Below are 17,580 nucleotides of genomic sequence, written 5' to 3' on the forward strand. Positions count from 1 at the left end.
ACCTGCCCCCGTCGTTCCCATGTGCCTCAGTTCTCCGTGGACTCACTGCCGTCCGCGTGCGTGTCCCCGTCCTTGTTCGTGGACGCCGGTGGTGTCCGCGCGGACTTGGCGGGCTTGCCGGCCGTCCTCTTCGCGCTCCTGGCCGGCTGTGCCGCCTTGCGGCTGCGGCCCGTCTTCGCGGGCGCCTTCGCCTCGGTCCTGGCCACCGCCTTCATGGGTGGGGCGGAGGGCTCCGCGGCCTGAGGCGAGGGCGGCGGGGCCGGCTCTTCCGGCACCGGGCCGGGCGACGGCGCCCCCGGCGCCCCGAACGGCAGCACCCGCACCTCCGGCCGTTCCACCGGCCTCGCGGGCACCGGCGGCTCGCGCCCGTCGATGAGGACCAGCACGGCCTGGTAGACGACCGACAGCGCGTACGGCGTCTGGTGCAGCATCCCCCACAGCTTGGACGTCTCGTCGATGTCCATCGCCGCCGGAGTGAACCGCACCCGCTGCACCGCGTCGGCCAGGTCGCTGCCGTTCAAGTGGGGCCGCTGACCGGCGAGTTCGATGATGTCCCGGGGCAGCACGGGTATCTCGTGCAGGGTGCGCACCACCGCGCCGATCAGGCGCTGCCCGACCAGTTCGGCCTCCTCGCCGTACGCGCTGATCAGGTAGTGCAGGTCGAGCGCGGCGGCCGGACGGCGGACCAGGGTGCCGTCGGACGCCCGGGTCGGCAGGTCGTTGTTGCGCTGTGAGGTGTTGGGCGTGACCTGGTAGAGGAACACGGTGACGGTCGGTTCGAGCGGCGGGTCCACCGGCGGCCTGCGCGGCTCGACCTTGACCGCGATGTCGATGTCCGGCGGCAGGTTGGCCTCGATCAGCAGGGCGAGGGCCTGGGTGACGTGGGCGAGGGCAAGTGCGTTGCTCATGGCGTCAGTTCCTCGGTACCTCTCCTCGTCGTCCCGCTCCTCGAAGCCGACCCGCCACTTCTGGTCGTCCCGCTCCTCGAAGCCGACGCGCCGCTTCTGGTCGTCCGGCTCCTCGAAGCCGACCCGCCACTTCTGGTCGTCCCGCTTCTGGTCGTCCCGTTTCTCGTCGTACGTCCGCCTGCCGCTGCCCGCTCACTCGCGCCCCCTGGCCAGGTAGTCCGCCAGGCTGACGGTGGCTCCCGGCCGCTCCGCCCGCCGGGGCCGGGGCGTGCCGCCGCCCTGGGGGGCGCCGCCCGCGGTCACCTCCAGCCGTCCGATCTGGACCTGGACGACCCGCTCGGCCGGTCGCCCCGGGCGCCGGGACGCGACCTGCCGGACGGCGTCCCGGGCGGCCGCCGTGTCCGCCGCGCTGGGGAGCAGCGGGACGGACGCGGCGGGGGGAGCGGCGTCCGCACCAGGGGGGGTCGGTACGGACGCCGCGCTCGTGGGGACCGCCCCGTCCGCACGGCCCCGGCCGGCCGCGCGGCGCGCGGTGCCGGGGACCGGCCGAAGTGCGGGGCGGACCGGTGCGGCGGGACGCAGCAGCGGCTCCCCGGGCTCGTCCCTCCGGGCCGGACGAGTCGCGGGCTCGGCGGGCGCGGGGGCCTGCTCGGTCCGTACGACCGTCCGCTCCCGTTCCGTGCGGACGACCTCGCGGGCCGCCGGGCGGGCCGGGTCCGGCCGGGATGCCGGCACCGGGGCGGCGACGGGCCACAGCGGCTCGGCGTCGTCCGGGCCCGGTGGGGTGGCCCGGACCGCCTCGGCCCGTTCGAACGGCCCGGCCAGCCGCGGCCGTACCCGCACCACGCCGGGGCGCTGCGCGGCGGGCGTCGCGTGCCGGGCGAGCAGCCGGTCGAGGAAGTCGGGCTCCGGCCGCCCTCGCGAGATGGACTCAGACATCCGCACACAGCTCCAGGTAGTAGCGGCGCCGCAGCGGGCTGAGCGCCAGGATCTCCGGCTCGCTCCAGCCGTACGCGGTGGCGAGCAGATGGACGTCGAGCAGCAGGTCCCGGGCCCAGGCGTCCAGTTCGGTCCACAGGTAGGAGGCGATGTCCAGTTCGGCCCGGGTGCCCTCCCCGCATTCGGGGCAGGCGATGGTGAGCGCGACGTCGCCGCCCGGGTCGGCGGCCTGGGCCGCCTCGGCGATCCTCCGCTGTACGGCGACGGGCAGCTCGTCGGCGGACACGGAGCGCCCGTCGCGTACGGCGTCGGTCACGCACCGCGCCAGCAGGGCCCGGCGCGGGTCGGCAGCACCGGCCGCCGCCGTCAGGTCGGCGACGCCGGGCACCCGGAACCCGACCTCCCAGCCGTCCTCGGCGATCCGCACGAGCGGCTCGCCCCGGTCGGCCAGGGTCCGGGCGAACTCCCCGGCGTCCAGCTCGAACTCCATGTCCGCGCCGCACGCCCCGCACTCCAGGCGCACCTGCATCCGCTCGCCGAACAGGGCCCGGCGCAGGGCGAACAGATCCGCCTCGCGCTCCCCGACCGGAAGCGCCAGCAGCGCCTGCTGATCACCGCCCAGGTCCGGCCGGGCGGCGCGGTGCAGCAGCAGCGCGCGCCCGGCCGGAGCCTGACCGGTCCCGGACTCCCAGGTGGCCAGGGCATCGGCCGCTTGTGTGATGGCCATGCCTCCTCCAGTGCGGTTTGGCAGCGCCCCGAAGGGGCGCGGGGAACTGCGCGACCGGCCACGACACACCCGCACACGACGGACGGCCTTCTCGGCGCACCCAGCGGAGAGCGCTACGCCGGGTTCAGGAACGAGGGTTCCTCCGGCTCCGGCACTTCGTAGTCCCGCTCCCAGCCCTCGCACTCGAGCTTCAGGGACTGGATGGCCACCGCGTTGGCGTTGGCGTCCAGTTCGCCGAGGACCTGGTACTCGCTCGGCCAGGTCCGGTACAGCTTGTGGGAGACGGCGACCTGGCCGGCCTCGTTGTGGACCTGGATCACGATGTCCTTGCGGAAGTCCGCGAGGGACACCTCGGAGCCGAGGCCCGCGCCGACCTGCCAGACCTTGTTGGCCCAGCGGTCGAACTCGGGGTCGTGGGTGACGCCGCGTTCGAGGGTGATGCCCTCGAACTCGGAGCGGCCCGGCGACTTGCGCGGGGAGGACGGGTCGCCTCCGTGCCGGTGCTTGACGACCTCGGTGGTCCGCTTCAGCGGACTGATCTTGCTGATGCCGGCGACCGTCCGACCGTCCCACAGGACCAGGAACTTGAAGTTCTTGTACGGGTCGAAGCGATGGGCGTTGACCGTGAACTCTGCCATCGAAAATGTCCTCAGGGGTTCCTTGGAGCGGTTCCTTCGAGCGTTCCCTAGAGCGCGAACTGCCCGGACGTCTGCTGGATCTTGACGATCACGAACTCGGCCGGGCGGACCGGGGCGATGCCGACCAGGACGTTGACGACGCCGTTCTCGATGTCCTCGGTGGTCGTGGTGTCGCTGTCGCACTTGACGAAGTAGGCCTCGCGGGGCGTGCCGCCCTTGAAGGCGCCCTGGCGGAACAGGGTGTGCAGGTACGAGGAGGCGGCGAGCCTGATCTGCTGCCACAGGTTCTCGTCGTTGGGCTCGAACACCACCCATTGCAGACCCCGCTGGAGGCTCTCCTCGACGTGCAGCGCGAGCCGCCGGACGGGGACGTACTTCCACTCGCTGTCTAGGGCGTCCGAGCCCTCCAGCGTGCGGGCGCCCCAGACCACGGGGCCGGTCACCGGGAAGGTGCGCAGGCAGTTGACGCCCAGCGGGTTGAGCAGACCGGTCTCGCGGTCGGTCAGGTCGACCGCGAGCGAGTGCACGCCGGCGAGCCGGGCCTCGGTGCCGGCCGGGGCCTTCCACACACCGCGCTCGGAGTCCGTACGGGCGATGACGCCCGCGACGGCGCCGGACGGCGGGAAGGAGCGCAGCCGGCCCGTGAGCGGGTCGGTGAGCTGGAGGTGCGGGAAGTAGAGGCCGGCGTGGTTGCCGCGCACGGCGTCGAAGGCGGCGAGCCCGGCGCGGGCGGTGTCGACGCTGACCCAGGTGCCGGGCGCGTCGACGAGGAGGAAGATCCGCCGCTCCTGGCACAGGCGCTGGGCGGCGGAGACCACGGTGAGGGCGTCCTCGGTCTTCTCGTACGCCGCGAGTTCGGGCAGCGCGAGCAGATTGACGTCGGCGACGCCGCGCAGCGCCTGGATGCCGGACTTGTCGGCCTCGGAGCCGATGAGGTCCCGGGGCCCGGGCGCCGCTCCGTCCTCACCGCCCTCCAGCGGGAAGACGGGCGGGTTGACCGAGGCCTCCAGGCCCAGGTCGTTGGCGCACTGGCCGAGGAAGCGGACGATGTCGTCGGGGTCGGTGGAGCCCGCGACGACCTGGACGCGCCGGCCGAAGGCGGTGACCTCGGCGCCGGCGAAGGCGTGCTTGCCGGGCGCGTCGGGCAGGGCGCGCAGCTTGCGCTCCAGCAGCAGCGCCAGCTCGGCGACGGAGGACGGGGACTCGCCGTCGCAGTCGGGGTCGTAGAGGGTGAACTCCCGCTCGACGTCGCCGATCTTGACGGTGAGGTCGACGGCGAGGTCGGGCAGCTCGTGCCCGAACGGCTTGGAGACGGTGCCGGACGGGTCGGGCCGGCCCTCGCCGACGACCTCGACGCGGATCAGCCGGGAGCCGGCGTTGACGACGGTCTGGACGAACCGGCCGGCGGCCGGGTCGGTCGACAGGCCGGTGAAGCTCTCGCGGGCCTCGCCCCTGGCGTCGAAGACACGCAGGTTGAAGGTTTCGTCGGGGCAGGGAGTGTCGTGGTCGACGGCGACCCGCAGCCCGTTGCCCCACACGCCGGGTTCCTTGGCGTGCACCGCGAGGACGTCGCACTCGCTGTGGCCCTCGGTCGATTGCAGCGTGACGCAGGCGGCCCGGCCGCTGCCGGCCTTGGCGACCCGGACGATCACGGCGACGGTGCCGCCGTTGCCGAAGAACTGGTGAACGGCGTAGCCGACGGCGCTCTGCGCGCTCAGTCCCCCGAAGCGGCGCTCGAACTCGGTGAAGCTGGTGACGCGCACCGGCTCGTTCAGCGGACCGCGGCGGGTGTGGCCCACGAAGGCGGTCACCGAAGTGGTCAGGGTCGAGATGGTACGGGTGCTGCTGGGAAGCTCTTCGACGTAGACACCGGGGTACGTCGGCTTGGCGGCGCTCACTGCACTCATCGGCATTCCCCCTCCTAATCCCTGTCTCGGGCACCCGATGAAGGCACCAAGAGGCGGTGAGGGAGGGACGTGACAGCCGTGCGCGAGGACTCCGCGCGGACCCGTCGGCGGTGGGCACGCGCACCTCATCAGTTCCCCCGTCATACCCGTGCGGTTCGGTTCGCACGGGTCAAGCAGCGCGCTTGTGACTCCTGATGCTCAAGTGCTCAACCCACCTTCTTGTGCGCGGAGTTGGCCGAGCAAGACGGGTTCTGGCCAGCACGGAGGGAGGTTTCGTGAAGGCAAAGTTCCCGGATCCGCACATCGCGCCCGCGCGCCGCCGTGAAGCGGTCCACACCTCCCCCACGCCGAGGGGCCGGCGGCACGCATGGCTTGTCTGCGGGACCCGCATGTCGGGCGGCAGACTCCGGCGCTCCCCGACTTCTCCGCGACTCGCACACATCCTTCGGTGGCCGGTTTCCTCAGGGCGACATGGACGCGCACGAAGTTGATCGCGGCCTTACGGGTCGCGCCCTCGAGTGCCCCCTTTCGACCGGGACATGCCCGACCGAAACGCCAGACCGCGCCACCCCTTCCGACCCGTAGAAATATCTACGAGCATGACTACGGCCGGGCGGCACGCGGAACCCCGCGGGTCACCGGCCCGTGACCAGCGCGCGCCCGACCGCGGCGCCGTCGACTGTGCCTGGGGTGGCCATGCAGAGCGTCATGTGGAAGCAAGCCGTCGAGTGGCTCGCCGCGGCCGCCACGGACCCCAAGGAGTGCAAGCGGGAGTGGGACTACGGCGCGGGGACGGTGCTCGTGGAGTCCGGGCGCTACTGGGACGTGCTCAGCGTCCCCGACCGGCTCGGCCTGCTCGCGCTGGACCTCCTGTGGCGCGACCCGCTGAAGGTGCCCGGCCCCACCCTGGTGGACTGCGCGGCCCGCAGGGTGGGGTTCTTCCTGCCGCCCGACCCGGTCAGTGAGTGGATCGGCTTCGGGGTGCGGCACGTGGGCCGGGGCTCGTGGGTGGCCGTGCCGCCGCCGTACCGGCCCGCCGGCCGCCTGGAGTGGCTCGTCCCGCCGGACGGAACCGGCGCCCTGCACACCCCCGGCACGCTCGAGGCGGCCCTGCGTGAGGCCAGCGGAACCCTTGCAGTGCTGGCGCCGGTCAGCGCGGAGCCGGTGGCATCGGACGGCTGGTGAGCCGGGCACCGGACGCGGGCACCGCCGCCAGGGGGTGACGGCCGGGGGTGGGGTGGGTGCCGGCAGGGCAGGTGCCGTTGGCGGGGCCGACCTGGCCGGGGTGCCGGCTGGCGGCGAGGTGGGGAGCGGTGGCCGGGTCAGGGGCGGTGGCCGGGTCTGGGGCGGCGGGCCGGGTCAGGGGCGGCGGCCAGGTGAGAAGCCGTGGGCTGGTGTGCGGCGCCCGCCGGGCGAGAAGCGGCGGGCGCATGAGGACTTGAGGCCGGGCGGGCGCCGCCGGGGACGACCGGGCCCATGTGCCGGCCGGCCGCCCAGGAGGTGACGGCGCTCCAGGTCTCGCTCTCGGCCGGCGCGGCGAAGGAGACCCACTGGCCGTCCTGGTGCTCCGGGACCGTGTGGCCCCGCGCCTCCCACTCGGCGACCAGAGCCGCGTAGATCGGCGGATGTCCCGCGTACCCGCTGGTGAGTTCGGCGTACGAGCGGGGCGCGGCGTCGTTCCCCGGAAGGCGCCGGGCCGTCTCCGTGCTGTCCATGCCAGGGGAACGCGGCGCCGCACGCCGGTGGTACGCGGGCCGGGCCCCGTCCGTCGGGTCGAGTGAACCCGTCACCCGTACGGCGGCACACGGGCACCGGACAAACATCCAGTCAGGCGGTCGCCCGTTCAGGGCCGGGGCCGCTTCCCGGCCATACGGCGGTTCGGTTCCAGGCCAACCGGTCGCTTCCGGCGGCCCCATGCCGTCCTCACGTCGTCTGCCGGCCGCCTCATGCGGAACAGTTCTTCCGGGTCCGACGGAGTTCTCGACCGGGGCGGCCCCCTCCGGTCAGACTGACTCCCACGCCGAGAATCCGGTACGACGGCAGGGAGAGGCCATGTCACAGCGCCCTGACCTCCGGCAGCGCAGGGCCGTGCTGGAGCACGAGTGGTCCCGCTGGGTGCCGAGGCTGAGCATCCCGGGCGCGCGGCCGGGCGGCACCGCGACGCTGCGCCACGAGGTGACCGAGTCCTGGGCGCGCTCGCTGGGCAGCGTCGACCCGGGCCGGGACAGCGCCCCGGTCAGCGACGGCGGCCAGGTGCACCAGCGCTGGACGTCCTCCCCGCTGTACCGGCCGGTCTCCGCCCTCGAAGGGGAACTGCACAGCATCGCCGAGGACGCCGGGTTCGTCACGGCCGTCACCGACGAGTCCGGCACCATCCTGTGGACCTGCGGCGGTCCGACCATGCGCCGCCGGGCCGAGCGGGTCAACTTCGCTCCCGGCGGCCGCTGGGACGAGCAGGCCATGGGCACCAACGCGCTGTCCCTCGCCCTGCGCACCGGCCGCCCCAGCTCCGTCTTCTCGGCGGAGCATCTGGTGTCGGCCCTGCACGGCTGGGTCTGCTACTGCGCGCCGGTGCACGGCCGGGACGGACGCGTCCTCGGCGTACTGGACCTGTCCACGACCTGGGACCGCTCACACCCCCTGGCCATGTCGACCGTACGCACGCTGGTGTCCAGCATCGAGGCGCGGATCACCACGCAGGACCCCGGTACGGGACGCCTGCGGCTCACCTGCCTGGGCACCGAGCGGGCCGTTCGGGACGGACGGCAACTCCCCCTGCGGCCCCGGCAGCTGGAGATCCTCGTCCTTCTCTCCCTCGAACCCGGGGGCTTCTCCGCCGAACGACTGCGCGCGGCCCTGTACGGCGACCGCCCGGTCACGTCGTCGACCTTCAAGGCGGAGATCTCCCATCTGCGCCGCGCGCTGGGCGGAGCGATTTCCCCCCGCCACTACGCCCTCACCGATCCCGTGTCCTGCGACGCCGCCGACGTACTGCGCGCGCTGGAGCAGGGCGACACGGACACGGCGCTGCGCCGCTACGGCGGCCCGCTGCTCCCCCGCTCCGAGGCCCCCGGCATCGAGGAGTGGCGCACGCGCCTCGAAGTGGCGGTACGCGACGCCGTGCTGGCGAGCACCCGCCCGGAGCACGCCCTGCGCTACGGCGAACGGGCCCCGTACGACGCGGAGGTCCACGAGCACGCGCTGCGGCTGCTCGGCCCCGGCGACACCCGCCGGCCGATCGCGAGGGGCCGGCTCGCGACGGCCCTGCGCGGCTGAGGGCAGCTCTGCGCGGCTGAGGTCGGCCCTGCGCGGCTGGCGGACACCCGGTCCGTCACGGCGCCAACCTTGCGCCAACCTCGCGGGAGCACAGTGAGGGACGTCGCAACCCGCCCCGCACCGCACTTCACCGAGGAGAGCCGCCATGGTGTACGCGCAGCCAGGAACCGAAGGCAGCATCGTCACCTTCGCCCGCCGCTACGACAACTTCATCGACGGCGACTGGCAAGCGCCCGTCGAGGGCCGCTACTTCGAGAACCCGACGCCCGTGACCGGCAAGGCCTTCTGCGAGGTCGCCCGTTCCACGGCGGCCGACGTAGACCTCGCCCTGGACGCCGCGCACCGGGCGGCCGACCAGTGGGGCCGCACGTCCACCACGGAACGCGCGAACATCCTGAACAAGATCGCGGACCGCATCGAGCAGAACCTGGAGAAGATCGCGGTCGCCGAGACGTGGGAGAACGGCAAGCCGGTGCGCGAGACGCTGGCCGCCGACATCCCGCTGGCGATCGACCACTTCCGGTACTTCGCCGGCGTCGTCCGCGCCCAGGAGGGCAGCATCGCGGAGATCGACGCCGACACGGTCGCGTACCACTTCCACGAGCCGCTGGGCGTGGTCGGCCAGATCATCCCGTGGAACTTCCCCATCCTCATGGCCACGTGGAAGCTCGCCCCCGCGCTGGCAGCGGGCAACTGCGTCGTCATCAAGCCGGCCGAGCAGACCCCCGTCAGCCTGCTCTACGTCATCGACCTGATCGCCGACCTGCTCCCGCCGGGCGTGGTCAACGTCGTCAACGGCTTCGGCGTGGAGGCGGGCAAGCCGCTGGCGTCCAGCCCGCGTGTGGCGAAGGTGGCGTTCACGGGTGAGACGACCACCGGCCGCCTGATCATGCAGTACGCGAGCGAGAACATCATCCCCGTCACCCTGGAACTGGGTGGCAAGAGCCCGAACATCTTCCTGCCCGACGTCATGGCCGCCGACGACGACTTCCTGGACAAGGCAGTTGAGGGCTTCGTGATGTTCGCCCTCAACCAGGGCGAGGTCTGCACCTGCCCGTCCCGCGCCCTGATCCATTCCTCCATCTACGACGAGTTCATGGCCCGCTGCGTCGAACGCACCAAGGCCATCGTCAGCGGCGACCCGCTGGACCCGGCCACCATGATCGGCGCGCAGGCGAGCAACGACCAGTACGAGAAGATCCTTTCCTACCTCGACATCGGCAGGAAGGAGGGCGCCGAGGTCGTCACGGGCGGCAACCCCCGGGCGGTTTCGGGTCTGGAGGGCGGCTTCTACATCGAGCCGACCATCTTCCGCGGCACCAACGACATGCGGATCTTCCAGGAGGAGATCTTCGGCCCGGTCGTCTCGGTCACGACGTACGACTCGGTCGACGAGGCCCTGAAGATCGCCAACGACACCCTGTACGGCCTCGGAGCCGGCGTCTGGACCCGCGACGGCAACACGGCCTACCGCCTGGGCCGCGAGATCAAGGCGGGCCGCGTCTGGACCAACTGCTACCACGCCTACCCGGCCCACGCGGCGTTCGGCGGCTACAAGAAGTCGGGGATGGGACGCGAGAATCACAAGATGATGCTGGACCACTACCAGCAGACGAAGAACCTGCTGGTCTCCTACTCGGCGAAGAAGCTGGGCTTCTTCTAGAGGGCATGTGAAAGGGCGCCTGACCCGGTCTTTCACCGAGTCGGGCGCCTCGCGTGAGGACGCGTCACCTCCCGGCACCCCGGAAGCCGCGCTCAGCCGCCGCGGCGCACCCGGGCCGCCCTGCGGGCCTCGGCGAGCTTGCGGGCCTCGCTGCTCTTGCGGGACGACCTGCCGCCGGAGCCGTCCTTGGCGTCCTTGGTGCTGCCCAGGCCGCGGAACGGGGCGTTGTGGTTCTTGGGCCGGCTTGCGGCCGGGCCGCCGTCGAGCGGCTCTCCGGAGGGGGCCCTGGCGCCGGTGATCCGGCTGAGCTCCGCCTCCCCGGACCGCACCTTGGTGACCTTGGCGGTGACGTCGGCGTCCGCCATGACCTGGTTCGTCTCGCGGCGCTGTCCCGGCAGGACGAGTGTGACGACGGTGCCGGAACGGCCGGCCCGGGCCGTGCGGCCCGCGCGGTGCAGATAGTCCTTGGGATCGGTGGCCGGGTCGACGTTGACGACGAGGTCGAGGTCGTCCACGTGCAGGCCGCGTGCGGCGACGTTCGTCGCCACCAGCGAGGTGACCTGTCCGTTCTTGAACTGGGCCAGGGTTCTGGTGCGCTGCGGCTGGGACTTCCCGCTGTGCAGGGCGGCGGCGGCCACGCCGCTGGCCCGCAGGTGCCGCGTGAGCTGGTCGACGCCGTGCTTGGTGTCCAGGAACAGCAGGACGCTGCCGTCCCGGGCGGCGATCTCCGTGGTCACGGCGTACCGGTCGGGGCCGTGCACGACGAAGACGTGGTGCTCGATGGCCGGGACGGCACTGGACGAGGGGTCCACGGAGTGCACGACGGGGTCTCGGAGGTAGCTCCGCACCAGCTGGTCGACGTCACGGTCGAGGGTCGCCGAGAACAGCATCCGCTGGCCGTCGGGACGCACCTGGTCCAGGATTTCGGTGACCTGCGGCAAGAAGCCCAGGTCACACATCTGGTCGGCCTCGTCCAGGACCGCGATGCGCACACGTCCGAGCCGGCAGCCCTTGCGTTCGACGAGGTCGTACAGGCGGCCCGGCGTGGCGACGACGATCTCGGCGCCGTCCCGCAGCGCGGCGGCCTGCCGTCCGATGGAGACGCCGCCCACTACGGTCGCGAGCCGCAGCCGCAGGGCCTCGGCGTACGGGGTGAGCGCCTCACCGACCTGCTGCGCCAGCTCCCTGGTGGGCACGAGGACGAGCGCGAGCGGCTCCTTGGGCTGCGCGCGCCGCCCGGCCGTCCGGGCGAGCATCCCCAGGCCGAACGCGAGCGTCTTGCCCGATCCGGTGCGGCCCCGGCCCAGGACGTCGCGTCCCGCGAGCGCGTCCGGCAGCGTCGCCGCCTGGATGGGAAAGGGAACCGTCACACCCTGCTCGTCCAGCGTCCGCAGAATTCCGGCCGGCAGCCCCAGCTGCGCGAACGACGCCACCGGTTGCGGCGTCGAGTCCTGCGGCAGGGCGTCGTCACGTACTGATTCGCTCACTGAAGGCCTTCCTCCGAGGAAACCGAACCGAGGAAGGCGCGGCGGGGACGCGGTCACCGGCCGGGGGACGCGGAACAGGGCACCGGCGCGGTGAGCGGCAAACAGGCAACGGTAGCACGGGGCGCGGGACGGGAGAGGGCGGCGGCACCCGGTCGAGGACCTTGCCGAAACGCTCCACGTCGCCCTCGGACCAATGCCGGCACACCGACTGGTAGTTTCTACAGTGCTGTAGAAACCACCAACCGCTTATGGAGTTCACATGGCCCTGTGGGACCGTCTCAAGGAATCCGCCTCGACGATGCAGACCCAGCTGATCGCGAAGAAGAACGACCTGAAGAGCGGTGCCTTCCGCGACTCCAGTATGGCCATGTGCGCCCTGGTGGCGGCCGCCGACGGCACGGTCGACCCGGCCGAGCGGCAGCGGGTCGCCCAGCTCATCGCCACCAACGAGGTGCTGCAGAACTTCCCCGCCGACGATCTGCGCCGCCGCTTCGACGACAACCTCGACAAGCTCACCGCCGACTTCGACTTCGGCAAGGTGAGCGTCATGCAGGAGATCGCCAAGGCGAAGAAGAAGCCGGCCGAGGCGCGGGCCGTCGTCCAGATCGGCATCGTCATCGGCGGCGCCGACGGCGACTTCGACAAGGACGAGCAGGCGGTGGTCCGCGAGGCGTGCTACGCCCTCGACCTGCCGCCGCACGAGTTCGACCTCTGAGACCCGGCGCAGCCGGGGCCAACGTGGTGTTCCCCGGCTGTGTCGAGCAGCCGGGGCGCGGGGATTCGGCCATGCTGGGGCTGTTCGGCGCTGTTTGGCCCCCTCCCCACGACAAGGAGCCCCGCATGCCCACGGACCCGCTCGGACGATTCCTGGCCGCTCTGGACCCGGAGCACCGCGAGGCGGTCGGCACCAGGCCGCGCCAGGAGCAGGAGCGCCTCGCGGCGGCCTGGGAACGGGAACTGGAGGCGGACGAGGAGCTCGACACCCTCGACGAGCTGTCGCCGCCCGCGGCGGAGGCCGAGGCGGCCCGCCGCGTCCTGGAGCGCGAGACCGACTAGGGCGCACCCCCGGCCGTCACAGCGCGCCGAGTTGGAGGAGTTCGGGGCCCGGGTCGGCCTCGTCGCGTGCGGCGCCGCGGGCCGTGCCGCGCCGGCCGAGGTGATCGGGCGGCTGCCAGCAGCCACTGACGGGCGTGGTGCGCACCGCCACCGTCCTGGACGACGGCACAACCTGTCCGATACCGCCGCGCAGCAGGATTGTCCGTGATCCGTAACAGGCGGATCCGCCGGCCGCCTTCCGCCCTCTTGCCGTATGCACGGGCTCGACGGCGACGGCGAAGGAACTCAGGACATGGTGCGAAGTGGCGGGCGGGGTTGGTACGCCAAGGTGCTGGCGGCGGCGCTCGGGGTGACAGCGGTGGCCGGTCTGAGCTCGTTCTGGAACGCGCAGGTCGGCTCCGGCGCGGAGCGGCCCGCCCAGGGCGTCCCGGCGCCTCCCGCCCAGTCGCAGGGCCGGAAGGCGGCGCCCGTGGCGGCGGGCATCGCGCACGCCTCGGACGCGGGGGCCCGTGGCGTCAACATCACCATCGACGACGGACCGGACCCCGCCTGGACCCCCGAGGTGCTGCGGGTGCTGCGGGACAACGGTGTGAAGGCCACGTTCTGCATGGTGGGCACGCAGGCCCGCGCCCACCCGGACCTGGTCAAGGCGGTGGTGGCGGCCGGACACCGGCTCTGCGACCACACCGTCTCGCACGACGTCACCATGGACGGCAAGTCCAAAACCTACCAGTCACAGCAGATCCTGGACGCCGAACGCATGATCACCAAGGCGTCCGGGGGCGTCCGCCCGCTGTACTACCGGGCGCCCGGCGGAGCCTTCACCCCCTACAGCCGTCACCTCGCCGCGTCCCACGGGATGCGCCCGCTCGGCTGGAACATCGACTCCAAGGACTTCGAACGGCCCGGGACGGAGGCCATGGTGGCCACCGTCAAGAACGAGATCTCCAACGGTCCGACCCTGCTCTTCCACGACGCGGGCGGGGACCGCGCGCAGACCGTCGCCGCCCTGCGAGAGGTCCTGCCGTGGCTGAAGGAGCAGGGGTACTCCTTCGGCTTCCCCGTGCGCTAGCCGCGGCCCGCGGAACCGGAGCGGATGCCCGGGATGTCATTGAGCGTTCACCCGGCCGGTACCGGCCATCGGGGGAATTTCGGTCCGGGTCCGCTGTCCGGCGGCCGGTGGGTGGTACGGGCATGAGGTGTCGACGCCCCCCGATCCACCCGTCTCGGCGCTGCCGGACCTGAACGACGCCGAGTCGCGCGTGCCGGGCGTGCTACGGACCGCGGCCGCGTACGCGTGGCGGCTCATCGCGGTCGGCATCGTCGTCCGGGTCGCCTTCTCCCTGCTCGGGCAGTTCCACCGGGTCGCCGTGGCCGTCTTCCTCGGTCTGGTCATCACGGCGGTGCTGCGTCCCGCGGCCGGTCTGCTGGCGCGGTTCATGCCCCGGCCGCTCGCGGTCGCCACCGCCCTCATCGGCGGCATCGTCCTCGTCCTCGGGGCGCTGGCCCTGGTCGGTGAGACCGTGGCGGATCAACGGACCGGGCTGGAGAAGGAGTTCGTCGCGGGGATCGACCGGATCGAGCGCCGGCTGGAGGAACCGCCCTTCCGGCTGCCCGCGGACGCGTTCGACGATCTCCAGTCCCGGATCGGCAAGCTCCTGTCGGACCACCGCTCCACCCTCATCAGTACGGCGCTCAGCGGCGCGAGCAGGCTGGTCGAGGTGCTGACCGTGCTCGCGCTGGCCCTGTTCTGCGCGGTCTTCTTCACGCACTCCGGCGAGAAGCAGTGGCAGTGGCTGTGCGACCAGCTGCCCGAACGGGTCCGGCAGCGGTTCGCGGTCGGGGCGGGGGCGGCGTGGCGGACCTTCACCGGGTACACGCACGGCATCCTGCTGGTGGCGGCGACGAACGCGGTCCTCGTGGGCATCGCGCTGTTCGCCCTCGGGGTACCGCTCGCCGTGCCGTTGGCCCTGCTGGAGTTCATGGCCGCGTTCATCCCCCTGATCGGCTCGCCCATCGCCCTGGCGGTCGCGGCGGTCGTCGCCCTGGCGTCGAAGGGACCGCTCATCGCCCTGGTGGTCGTCGCCCTGATCGTGGTCATCGGCCAGATCGAGGGCCACCTCCTGCACCCCATCGTGATGAGCTGGGCCGTCCGTCTGCACCCGGTGGTGGTCGCCCTGGCGGTGGTCGGCGGAGCGGTCGCGGCGGGGGTGATCGGCGCGGTGGTGGCCGTACCGCTGGTGGCGGTGGTGTGGTCCGTGTACCAGGCACTGCGGGGCCCTGCGGGCGAACCGGCCGGAGTGGCTCCCCGGTGAGGGGCGGTAGGCCCCCCTCATGAGGGTGCGGCGCCGGGGCCCTGAGGCACCGGCCGCCAGACGTGTCATCGCGCGGTGGCGCCGGGGTACCGCGGGCCGGCCGGTGCCGCTCATCCGGTTCGTGCGGTGACGGGCGTCAGCCTCTGCGGCCCGTCGTGGAGGCGAAGCCCAGCCAGGTGTGCCGGTTGTTCCACCAGCACCAGCCGACCTTGGGGGCGTTACGGCGCTCGCGGCCGTCGCGGCCGGTGCCGTTGCTGATCCAGATGGCCGGGGTGCGGGCGTCCAGCGTGCCGTTGGGCTTGCGCAGCCGGGAGCCGATGGTCATGAAGCAGAGGTTGCGCTCCAGGGCCTCGGGTTGCTGGAGCACCCAGTGGATGCCCTCGGTGAGCACCAGCGGGGTGCGGTCCTCTTTGGTGAGGGCGGGCAGGGCCTCGTCCGGGGACCAGTTGGACATGTGGTCGCCGCGGTCGATGCCGGTGACCAGGTAGAGCGGGGCGCCGGGCAGTTCGACGGCACAGGGGGCGAACTCGTCGACGTCCGGCATGTCGACGACGACGAAGCCCGGCTTGCCGTCGCGGCGGAGCAGCGGTGCGAGGGCGGAGGCGGGGACCCGGTCCGGGTGCACGGCCAGCAGGGCACCGTCGCCGTCGGCACCGGCCTGTGCGGCGAACGCGCGGATCCCGTCGGCGGACAGCCCGGCGGTCTCGTGCACCCCCAGCTCGATCAGCCGCTCGGCCTGCGCGCTCAGGGCCGGCAGTGCGGGGAGGACGGTGGACGGGTCGGGCGTGGTGTCGGGCACGATGCTCCCTGGGTGGGCGACATGGGGCGGACTCGGACGGGGGTGGACGCGCGCGCGGGGCGGACTCGCCCGCCGCCCGATTCGGACCTGCGTGAACTCAAGGGCAACGAGCCGGTCCTCCGTGACGTTCCCGCTCTGCCAGGTCCGTTGCCGCCACGTGTGCCATGTCGCCCCTCCCTGCGCCGGACGGTCCGTCCGCTGCCGCGTCCGCCGCGCCCGCGATGCCACGCCAGGACGGGCGCGGAGCCGCCGATTGCCGTACAGGGCATGGGTAGTTGACCGGGCGTGCGCAGACGGGCCGTGATCGGCGATCCGGTGTGTCACCGCACCCAGCATGACACCATCGGGCCATGGAAGGGTTCTTGACGCCTGATCAGATGTCCGCCCGTACCTCCCGCGCCCTCACCGCCGCCGTCGCCGCCGGGCGGGATCTCGGGCTCGATGTGCGTGACGCGAGGGTCATCTACGACGTGTTCTCGGTCGTGGTGCACCTGGCTCCGTCACCCGTGGTGGTCAGGGTGCCGACCGTGCTGCCGTCGTACGCCGACGCCGCGTCCCAGGCCGCCCGGCAGCAGCGGGAGCTGGACGTGGTGGGGTGGCTCGCGGATCACGGGCATCCGGTGATCCCGCCCAGTCCGCTCGTGCCGCGGGAGCCCGTGACGCGGGACGGGTTCTCGATGACGTTCTGGCAGTTCGTCGACCTGGACCGGAGCGTCGAGCCCGACTATGCGCGCCACGCGGGCCTGGTCGCCGACCTGCACGCCGCGCTGCGCGCCTACCCCGGTGAGCTGCCGTTCCTGTCGGCGGCCGAACCGCGGTTCGTCACCGAGGGGCTCGCCGTACTGGAAGGGCGCCCCGATCTTCTGGGGCGGGCCGATCTGGACCGGGCGCGGCGCGAGTGGGAGGTGCTGGAGCCGGTCGTCGGCTCACGCGCGGGGTTCGAGGCCGTGTTCCCCGGCGTCGGATTCCAGCCGATCCACGGGGACGCCCCGGCGGCCAACATCGTCTCCGGACCGGACGGGGTGCTGTACTCCGACTTCGAACTGACCACGCTCGGGCCGGTGGAGTGGGATCTGGCGGCCCTCGGTCCCGAGTGCGAGGCCGCCTACGACGCCGCCGCGGGGCGTCTGGGGCTGCGCCGGCTGGACCAGGACGTGCTGCGGGTCGTCAACGCGGTGGGCATGTCCCGCGCGGTGGCCTGCCTCGCGCTCGCGCCGCAGCTACCCCTGCTGGTGGACGCGCTGAAGCCGGCCGTCGAGCAGTGGCGGACGACGCCGTTCGCCGGAGGGCTGGACGCCTGAGGCCTGCCGCACGCGCGCCGGCCGCTCACTCGGGCAGCGGGCGGTCGTCGACGATGTGCTTCATGACGAGGGTGGAGTTGAGGCGCTGGACGCCGGGGAGCCGGGCGAGCTGCTGGTCGTAGAGCTGCTGGAAGGCGGTCAGATCGGTGGCGGCGACGCGCAGCAGGTAGTCGGGATCGCCGAACAGCCGCTGGGCCTGGAGCACGTGCGGGACGGCGGCCACCGCCTCTTCGAACGCGGAGACCGTGTCGGCGTCTTCCAGGCGCATGGTGACGAAGACCAGGGCCTCGAAGTTCAGGCCCACGGCGGCCGGGTCCACCACCGCGCGGTAGCCGCGGATCGCGCCCTCGCGTTCGAGATCGCGCAGCCTGCGGTGGCAGGGCGAGACGCTCAGTTTCACGCGTGCGGCCAGCTCGGTGACCGTGAGACGGCCATCCAGCTGCAGCTCGGTGAGAATTTTCCGGTCCAGGGCATCCATGGAGAAGATTCTGCCCCAGATCCCGCGATCAAGGGGTAAAGAAGGAAACACCTTCGCGCTGATCGGGCCTAGCCTTCCTCTCGCAC

At 72.6% G+C, this 17,580-nt stretch carries 19 protein-coding genes; 9 read left to right on the top strand and 10 right to left on the bottom strand.

The window, feature by feature from the left end:
* Positions 1-26 precede the first annotated feature (26 nt).
* On the bottom strand, positions 27-908 hold the full coding sequence (locus tag IGS69_RS03465; RefSeq protein WP_190896860.1) for a DUF4255 domain-containing protein: 882 nt from the start codon (positions 906-908) through the stop codon (positions 27-29).
* Here IGS69_RS03465 and IGS69_RS03470 point away from each other — a divergent pair.
* Entirely contained in the window at positions 907-1,125 is a 219-nt protein-coding gene (locus IGS69_RS03470) for a hypothetical protein (RefSeq protein ID WP_190896862.1), read from the top strand. The genes IGS69_RS03465 and IGS69_RS03470 overlap by 2 nt on opposite strands.
* On the opposite strand, the gene IGS69_RS03475 is transcribed toward IGS69_RS03470, so the two are convergent.
* The 4 genes from IGS69_RS03475 to IGS69_RS03490 all read right to left on the bottom strand — a co-directional run bounded on the left by IGS69_RS03475 (position 1,101) and on the right by IGS69_RS03490 (position 5,125).
* Positions 1,101-1,847, bottom strand: a complete 747-nt coding sequence (locus IGS69_RS03475; protein ID WP_190896864.1) for a hypothetical protein — start codon at positions 1,845-1,847, stop codon at positions 1,101-1,103. The two genes, IGS69_RS03470 and IGS69_RS03475, sit on opposite strands and share 25 nt — an antisense overlap.
* Positions 1,840-2,574: a T4 family baseplate hub assembly chaperone gene (locus IGS69_RS03480; RefSeq protein ID WP_190896866.1), complete on the bottom strand. Its 735-nt coding sequence runs from the start codon at positions 2,572-2,574 to the stop codon at positions 1,840-1,842. Before IGS69_RS03480 ends, IGS69_RS03475 begins: the two co-directional genes overlap by 8 nt.
* A gap of 113 nt (positions 2,575-2,687) precedes the next feature.
* The gene (locus IGS69_RS03485; protein WP_190896868.1) at positions 2,688-3,212 is read right to left on the bottom strand and encodes a phage tail protein; all 525 of its coding nucleotides are present in this window, start codon (positions 3,210-3,212) and stop codon (positions 2,688-2,690) included.
* A gap of 47 nt (positions 3,213-3,259) precedes the next feature.
* Complete coding sequence (locus IGS69_RS03490; protein ID WP_190896870.1) at positions 3,260-5,125, bottom strand: phage tail sheath subtilisin-like domain-containing protein; 1,866 nt, start codon at positions 5,123-5,125, stop codon at positions 3,260-3,262.
* A 690-nt stretch (positions 5,126-5,815) separates the two neighbouring features.
* Between IGS69_RS03490 and IGS69_RS03495 the strand changes: the two genes are divergently transcribed.
* Complete coding sequence (locus IGS69_RS03495; RefSeq protein ID WP_190904363.1) at positions 5,816-6,304, top strand: hypothetical protein; 489 nt, start codon at positions 5,816-5,818, stop codon at positions 6,302-6,304.
* Positions 6,305-6,441: 137 nt separating this feature from the next.
* Here IGS69_RS03495 and IGS69_RS03500 read toward each other — a convergent pair whose 3' ends face one another.
* Positions 6,442-6,834, bottom strand: coding sequence for a hypothetical protein (locus IGS69_RS03500; RefSeq protein WP_232543422.1), 393 nt, complete (start codon positions 6,832-6,834; stop codon positions 6,442-6,444).
* 337 nt (positions 6,835-7,171) lie between these two features.
* Here IGS69_RS03500 and IGS69_RS03505 point away from each other — a divergent pair, with 337 nt between their 5' ends.
* Both IGS69_RS03505 and adh read left to right on the top strand, forming a co-directional pair.
* Positions 7,172-8,395 (top strand): GAF domain-containing protein, encoded by a 1,224-nt coding sequence (locus IGS69_RS03505; RefSeq protein WP_190896872.1) that lies wholly within the window; start codon positions 7,172-7,174, stop codon positions 8,393-8,395.
* Positions 8,396-8,540: 145 nt separating this feature from the next.
* Entirely contained in the window at positions 8,541-10,058 is a 1,518-nt protein-coding gene (gene adh, locus IGS69_RS03510) for an aldehyde dehydrogenase (RefSeq protein WP_190896874.1), read from the top strand.
* Between the two features lie 92 nt (positions 10,059-10,150).
* Here adh and IGS69_RS03515 read toward each other — a convergent pair whose 3' ends face one another.
* Positions 10,151-11,545, bottom strand: coding sequence for a DEAD/DEAH box helicase (locus tag IGS69_RS03515; RefSeq protein ID WP_190896876.1), 1,395 nt, complete (start codon positions 11,543-11,545; stop codon positions 10,151-10,153).
* 259 nt (positions 11,546-11,804) lie between these two features.
* Between IGS69_RS03515 and IGS69_RS03520 the strand changes: the two genes are divergently transcribed.
* Positions 11,805-12,260, top strand: a complete 456-nt coding sequence (locus tag IGS69_RS03520) for a tellurite resistance TerB family protein (protein ID WP_190896878.1) — start codon at positions 11,805-11,807, stop codon at positions 12,258-12,260.
* Between the two features lie 125 nt (positions 12,261-12,385).
* Positions 12,386-12,601, top strand: coding sequence for a hypothetical protein (locus IGS69_RS03525; RefSeq protein ID WP_190896880.1), 216 nt, complete (start codon positions 12,386-12,388; stop codon positions 12,599-12,601).
* Between the two features lie 16 nt (positions 12,602-12,617).
* Here the strand turns inward: IGS69_RS03525 and IGS69_RS34940 are convergent, their stop codons facing one another.
* Positions 12,618-12,746: a hypothetical protein gene (locus IGS69_RS34940; RefSeq protein ID WP_269783140.1), complete on the bottom strand. Its 129-nt coding sequence runs from the start codon at positions 12,744-12,746 to the stop codon at positions 12,618-12,620.
* Positions 12,747-12,893: 147 nt separating this feature from the next.
* Here IGS69_RS34940 and IGS69_RS03530 point away from each other — a divergent pair, with 147 nt between their 5' ends.
* Together IGS69_RS03530 and IGS69_RS03535 are read left to right on the top strand one after the other, a co-directional pair.
* A complete protein-coding gene (locus IGS69_RS03530; RefSeq protein WP_190896882.1) occupies positions 12,894-13,673 on the top strand; it encodes a polysaccharide deacetylase family protein in 780 nt (259 codons plus the stop codon).
* A 127-nt stretch (positions 13,674-13,800) separates the two neighbouring features.
* On the top strand, positions 13,801-14,916 hold the full coding sequence (locus tag IGS69_RS03535) for an AI-2E family transporter (RefSeq protein WP_385864354.1): 1,116 nt from the start codon (positions 13,801-13,803) through the stop codon (positions 14,914-14,916).
* A gap of 136 nt (positions 14,917-15,052) precedes the next feature.
* Here IGS69_RS03535 and IGS69_RS03540 read toward each other — a convergent pair whose 3' ends face one another.
* Complete coding sequence (locus IGS69_RS03540; RefSeq protein WP_190896884.1) at positions 15,053-15,715, bottom strand: DUF5701 family protein; 663 nt, start codon at positions 15,713-15,715, stop codon at positions 15,053-15,055.
* 377 nt (positions 15,716-16,092) lie between these two features.
* Here IGS69_RS03540 and IGS69_RS03545 point away from each other — a divergent pair, with 377 nt between their 5' ends.
* Positions 16,093-17,016 (top strand): aminoglycoside phosphotransferase family protein, encoded by a 924-nt coding sequence (locus IGS69_RS03545; RefSeq protein ID WP_232543423.1) that lies wholly within the window; start codon positions 16,093-16,095, stop codon positions 17,014-17,016.
* Between the two features lie 25 nt (positions 17,017-17,041).
* On the opposite strand, the gene IGS69_RS03550 is transcribed toward IGS69_RS03545, so the two are convergent.
* A complete protein-coding gene (locus IGS69_RS03550; RefSeq protein WP_190896888.1) occupies positions 17,042-17,494 on the bottom strand; it encodes an Lrp/AsnC family transcriptional regulator in 453 nt (150 codons plus the stop codon).
* Between the last annotated feature and the right edge of the window lie 86 nt (positions 17,495-17,580).

The sequence above is a fragment of the Streptomyces tuirus genome (assembly GCF_014701095.1).
Classification (GTDB): domain Bacteria; phylum Actinomycetota; class Actinomycetes; order Streptomycetales; family Streptomycetaceae; genus Streptomyces; species Streptomyces tuirus.

What these genes read in the sequence shown, in the direction of transcription:
- adh (WP_190896874.1), top strand. Translation starts at nt 8,541, where the DNA reads ATGGTGTACGCGCAGCCAGGAACCGAAGGCAGCATCGTCACCTTCGCC.
- IGS69_RS03495 (WP_190904363.1), top strand. Translation starts at nt 5,816, where the DNA reads ATGCAGAGCGTCATGTGGAAGCAAGCCGTCGAGTGGCTCGCCGCGGCC.
- IGS69_RS03500 (WP_232543422.1), bottom strand. Translation starts at nt 6,834, where the DNA reads ATGGACAGCACGGAGACGGCCCGGCGCCTTCCGGGGAACGACGCCGCG.
- IGS69_RS03480 (WP_190896866.1), bottom strand. Translation starts at nt 2,574, where the DNA reads ATGGCCATCACACAAGCGGCCGATGCCCTGGCCACCTGGGAGTCCGGG.
- IGS69_RS03505 (WP_190896872.1), top strand. Translation starts at nt 7,172, where the DNA reads ATGTCACAGCGCCCTGACCTCCGGCAGCGCAGGGCCGTGCTGGAGCAC.
- IGS69_RS03545 (WP_232543423.1), top strand. Translation starts at nt 16,093, where the DNA reads ATGTCCGCCCGTACCTCCCGCGCCCTCACCGCCGCCGTCGCCGCCGGG.
- IGS69_RS03550 (WP_190896888.1), bottom strand. Translation starts at nt 17,494, where the DNA reads ATGGATGCCCTGGACCGGAAAATTCTCACCGAGCTGCAGCTGGATGGC.
- IGS69_RS03470 (WP_190896862.1), top strand. Translation starts at nt 907, where the DNA reads ATGGCGTCAGTTCCTCGGTACCTCTCCTCGTCGTCCCGCTCCTCGAAG.
- IGS69_RS03525 (WP_190896880.1), top strand. Translation starts at nt 12,386, where the DNA reads ATGCCCACGGACCCGCTCGGACGATTCCTGGCCGCTCTGGACCCGGAG.
- IGS69_RS03465 (WP_190896860.1), bottom strand. Translation starts at nt 908, where the DNA reads ATGAGCAACGCACTTGCCCTCGCCCACGTCACCCAGGCCCTCGCCCTG.
- IGS69_RS03490 (WP_190896870.1), bottom strand. Translation starts at nt 5,125, where the DNA reads ATGCCGATGAGTGCAGTGAGCGCCGCCAAGCCGACGTACCCCGGTGTC.
- IGS69_RS03520 (WP_190896878.1), top strand. Translation starts at nt 11,805, where the DNA reads ATGGCCCTGTGGGACCGTCTCAAGGAATCCGCCTCGACGATGCAGACC.
- IGS69_RS03485 (WP_190896868.1), bottom strand. Translation starts at nt 3,212, where the DNA reads ATGGCAGAGTTCACGGTCAACGCCCATCGCTTCGACCCGTACAAGAAC.
- IGS69_RS03530 (WP_190896882.1), top strand. Translation starts at nt 12,894, where the DNA reads ATGGTGCGAAGTGGCGGGCGGGGTTGGTACGCCAAGGTGCTGGCGGCG.
- IGS69_RS03475 (WP_190896864.1), bottom strand. Translation starts at nt 1,847, where the DNA reads ATGTCTGAGTCCATCTCGCGAGGGCGGCCGGAGCCCGACTTCCTCGAC.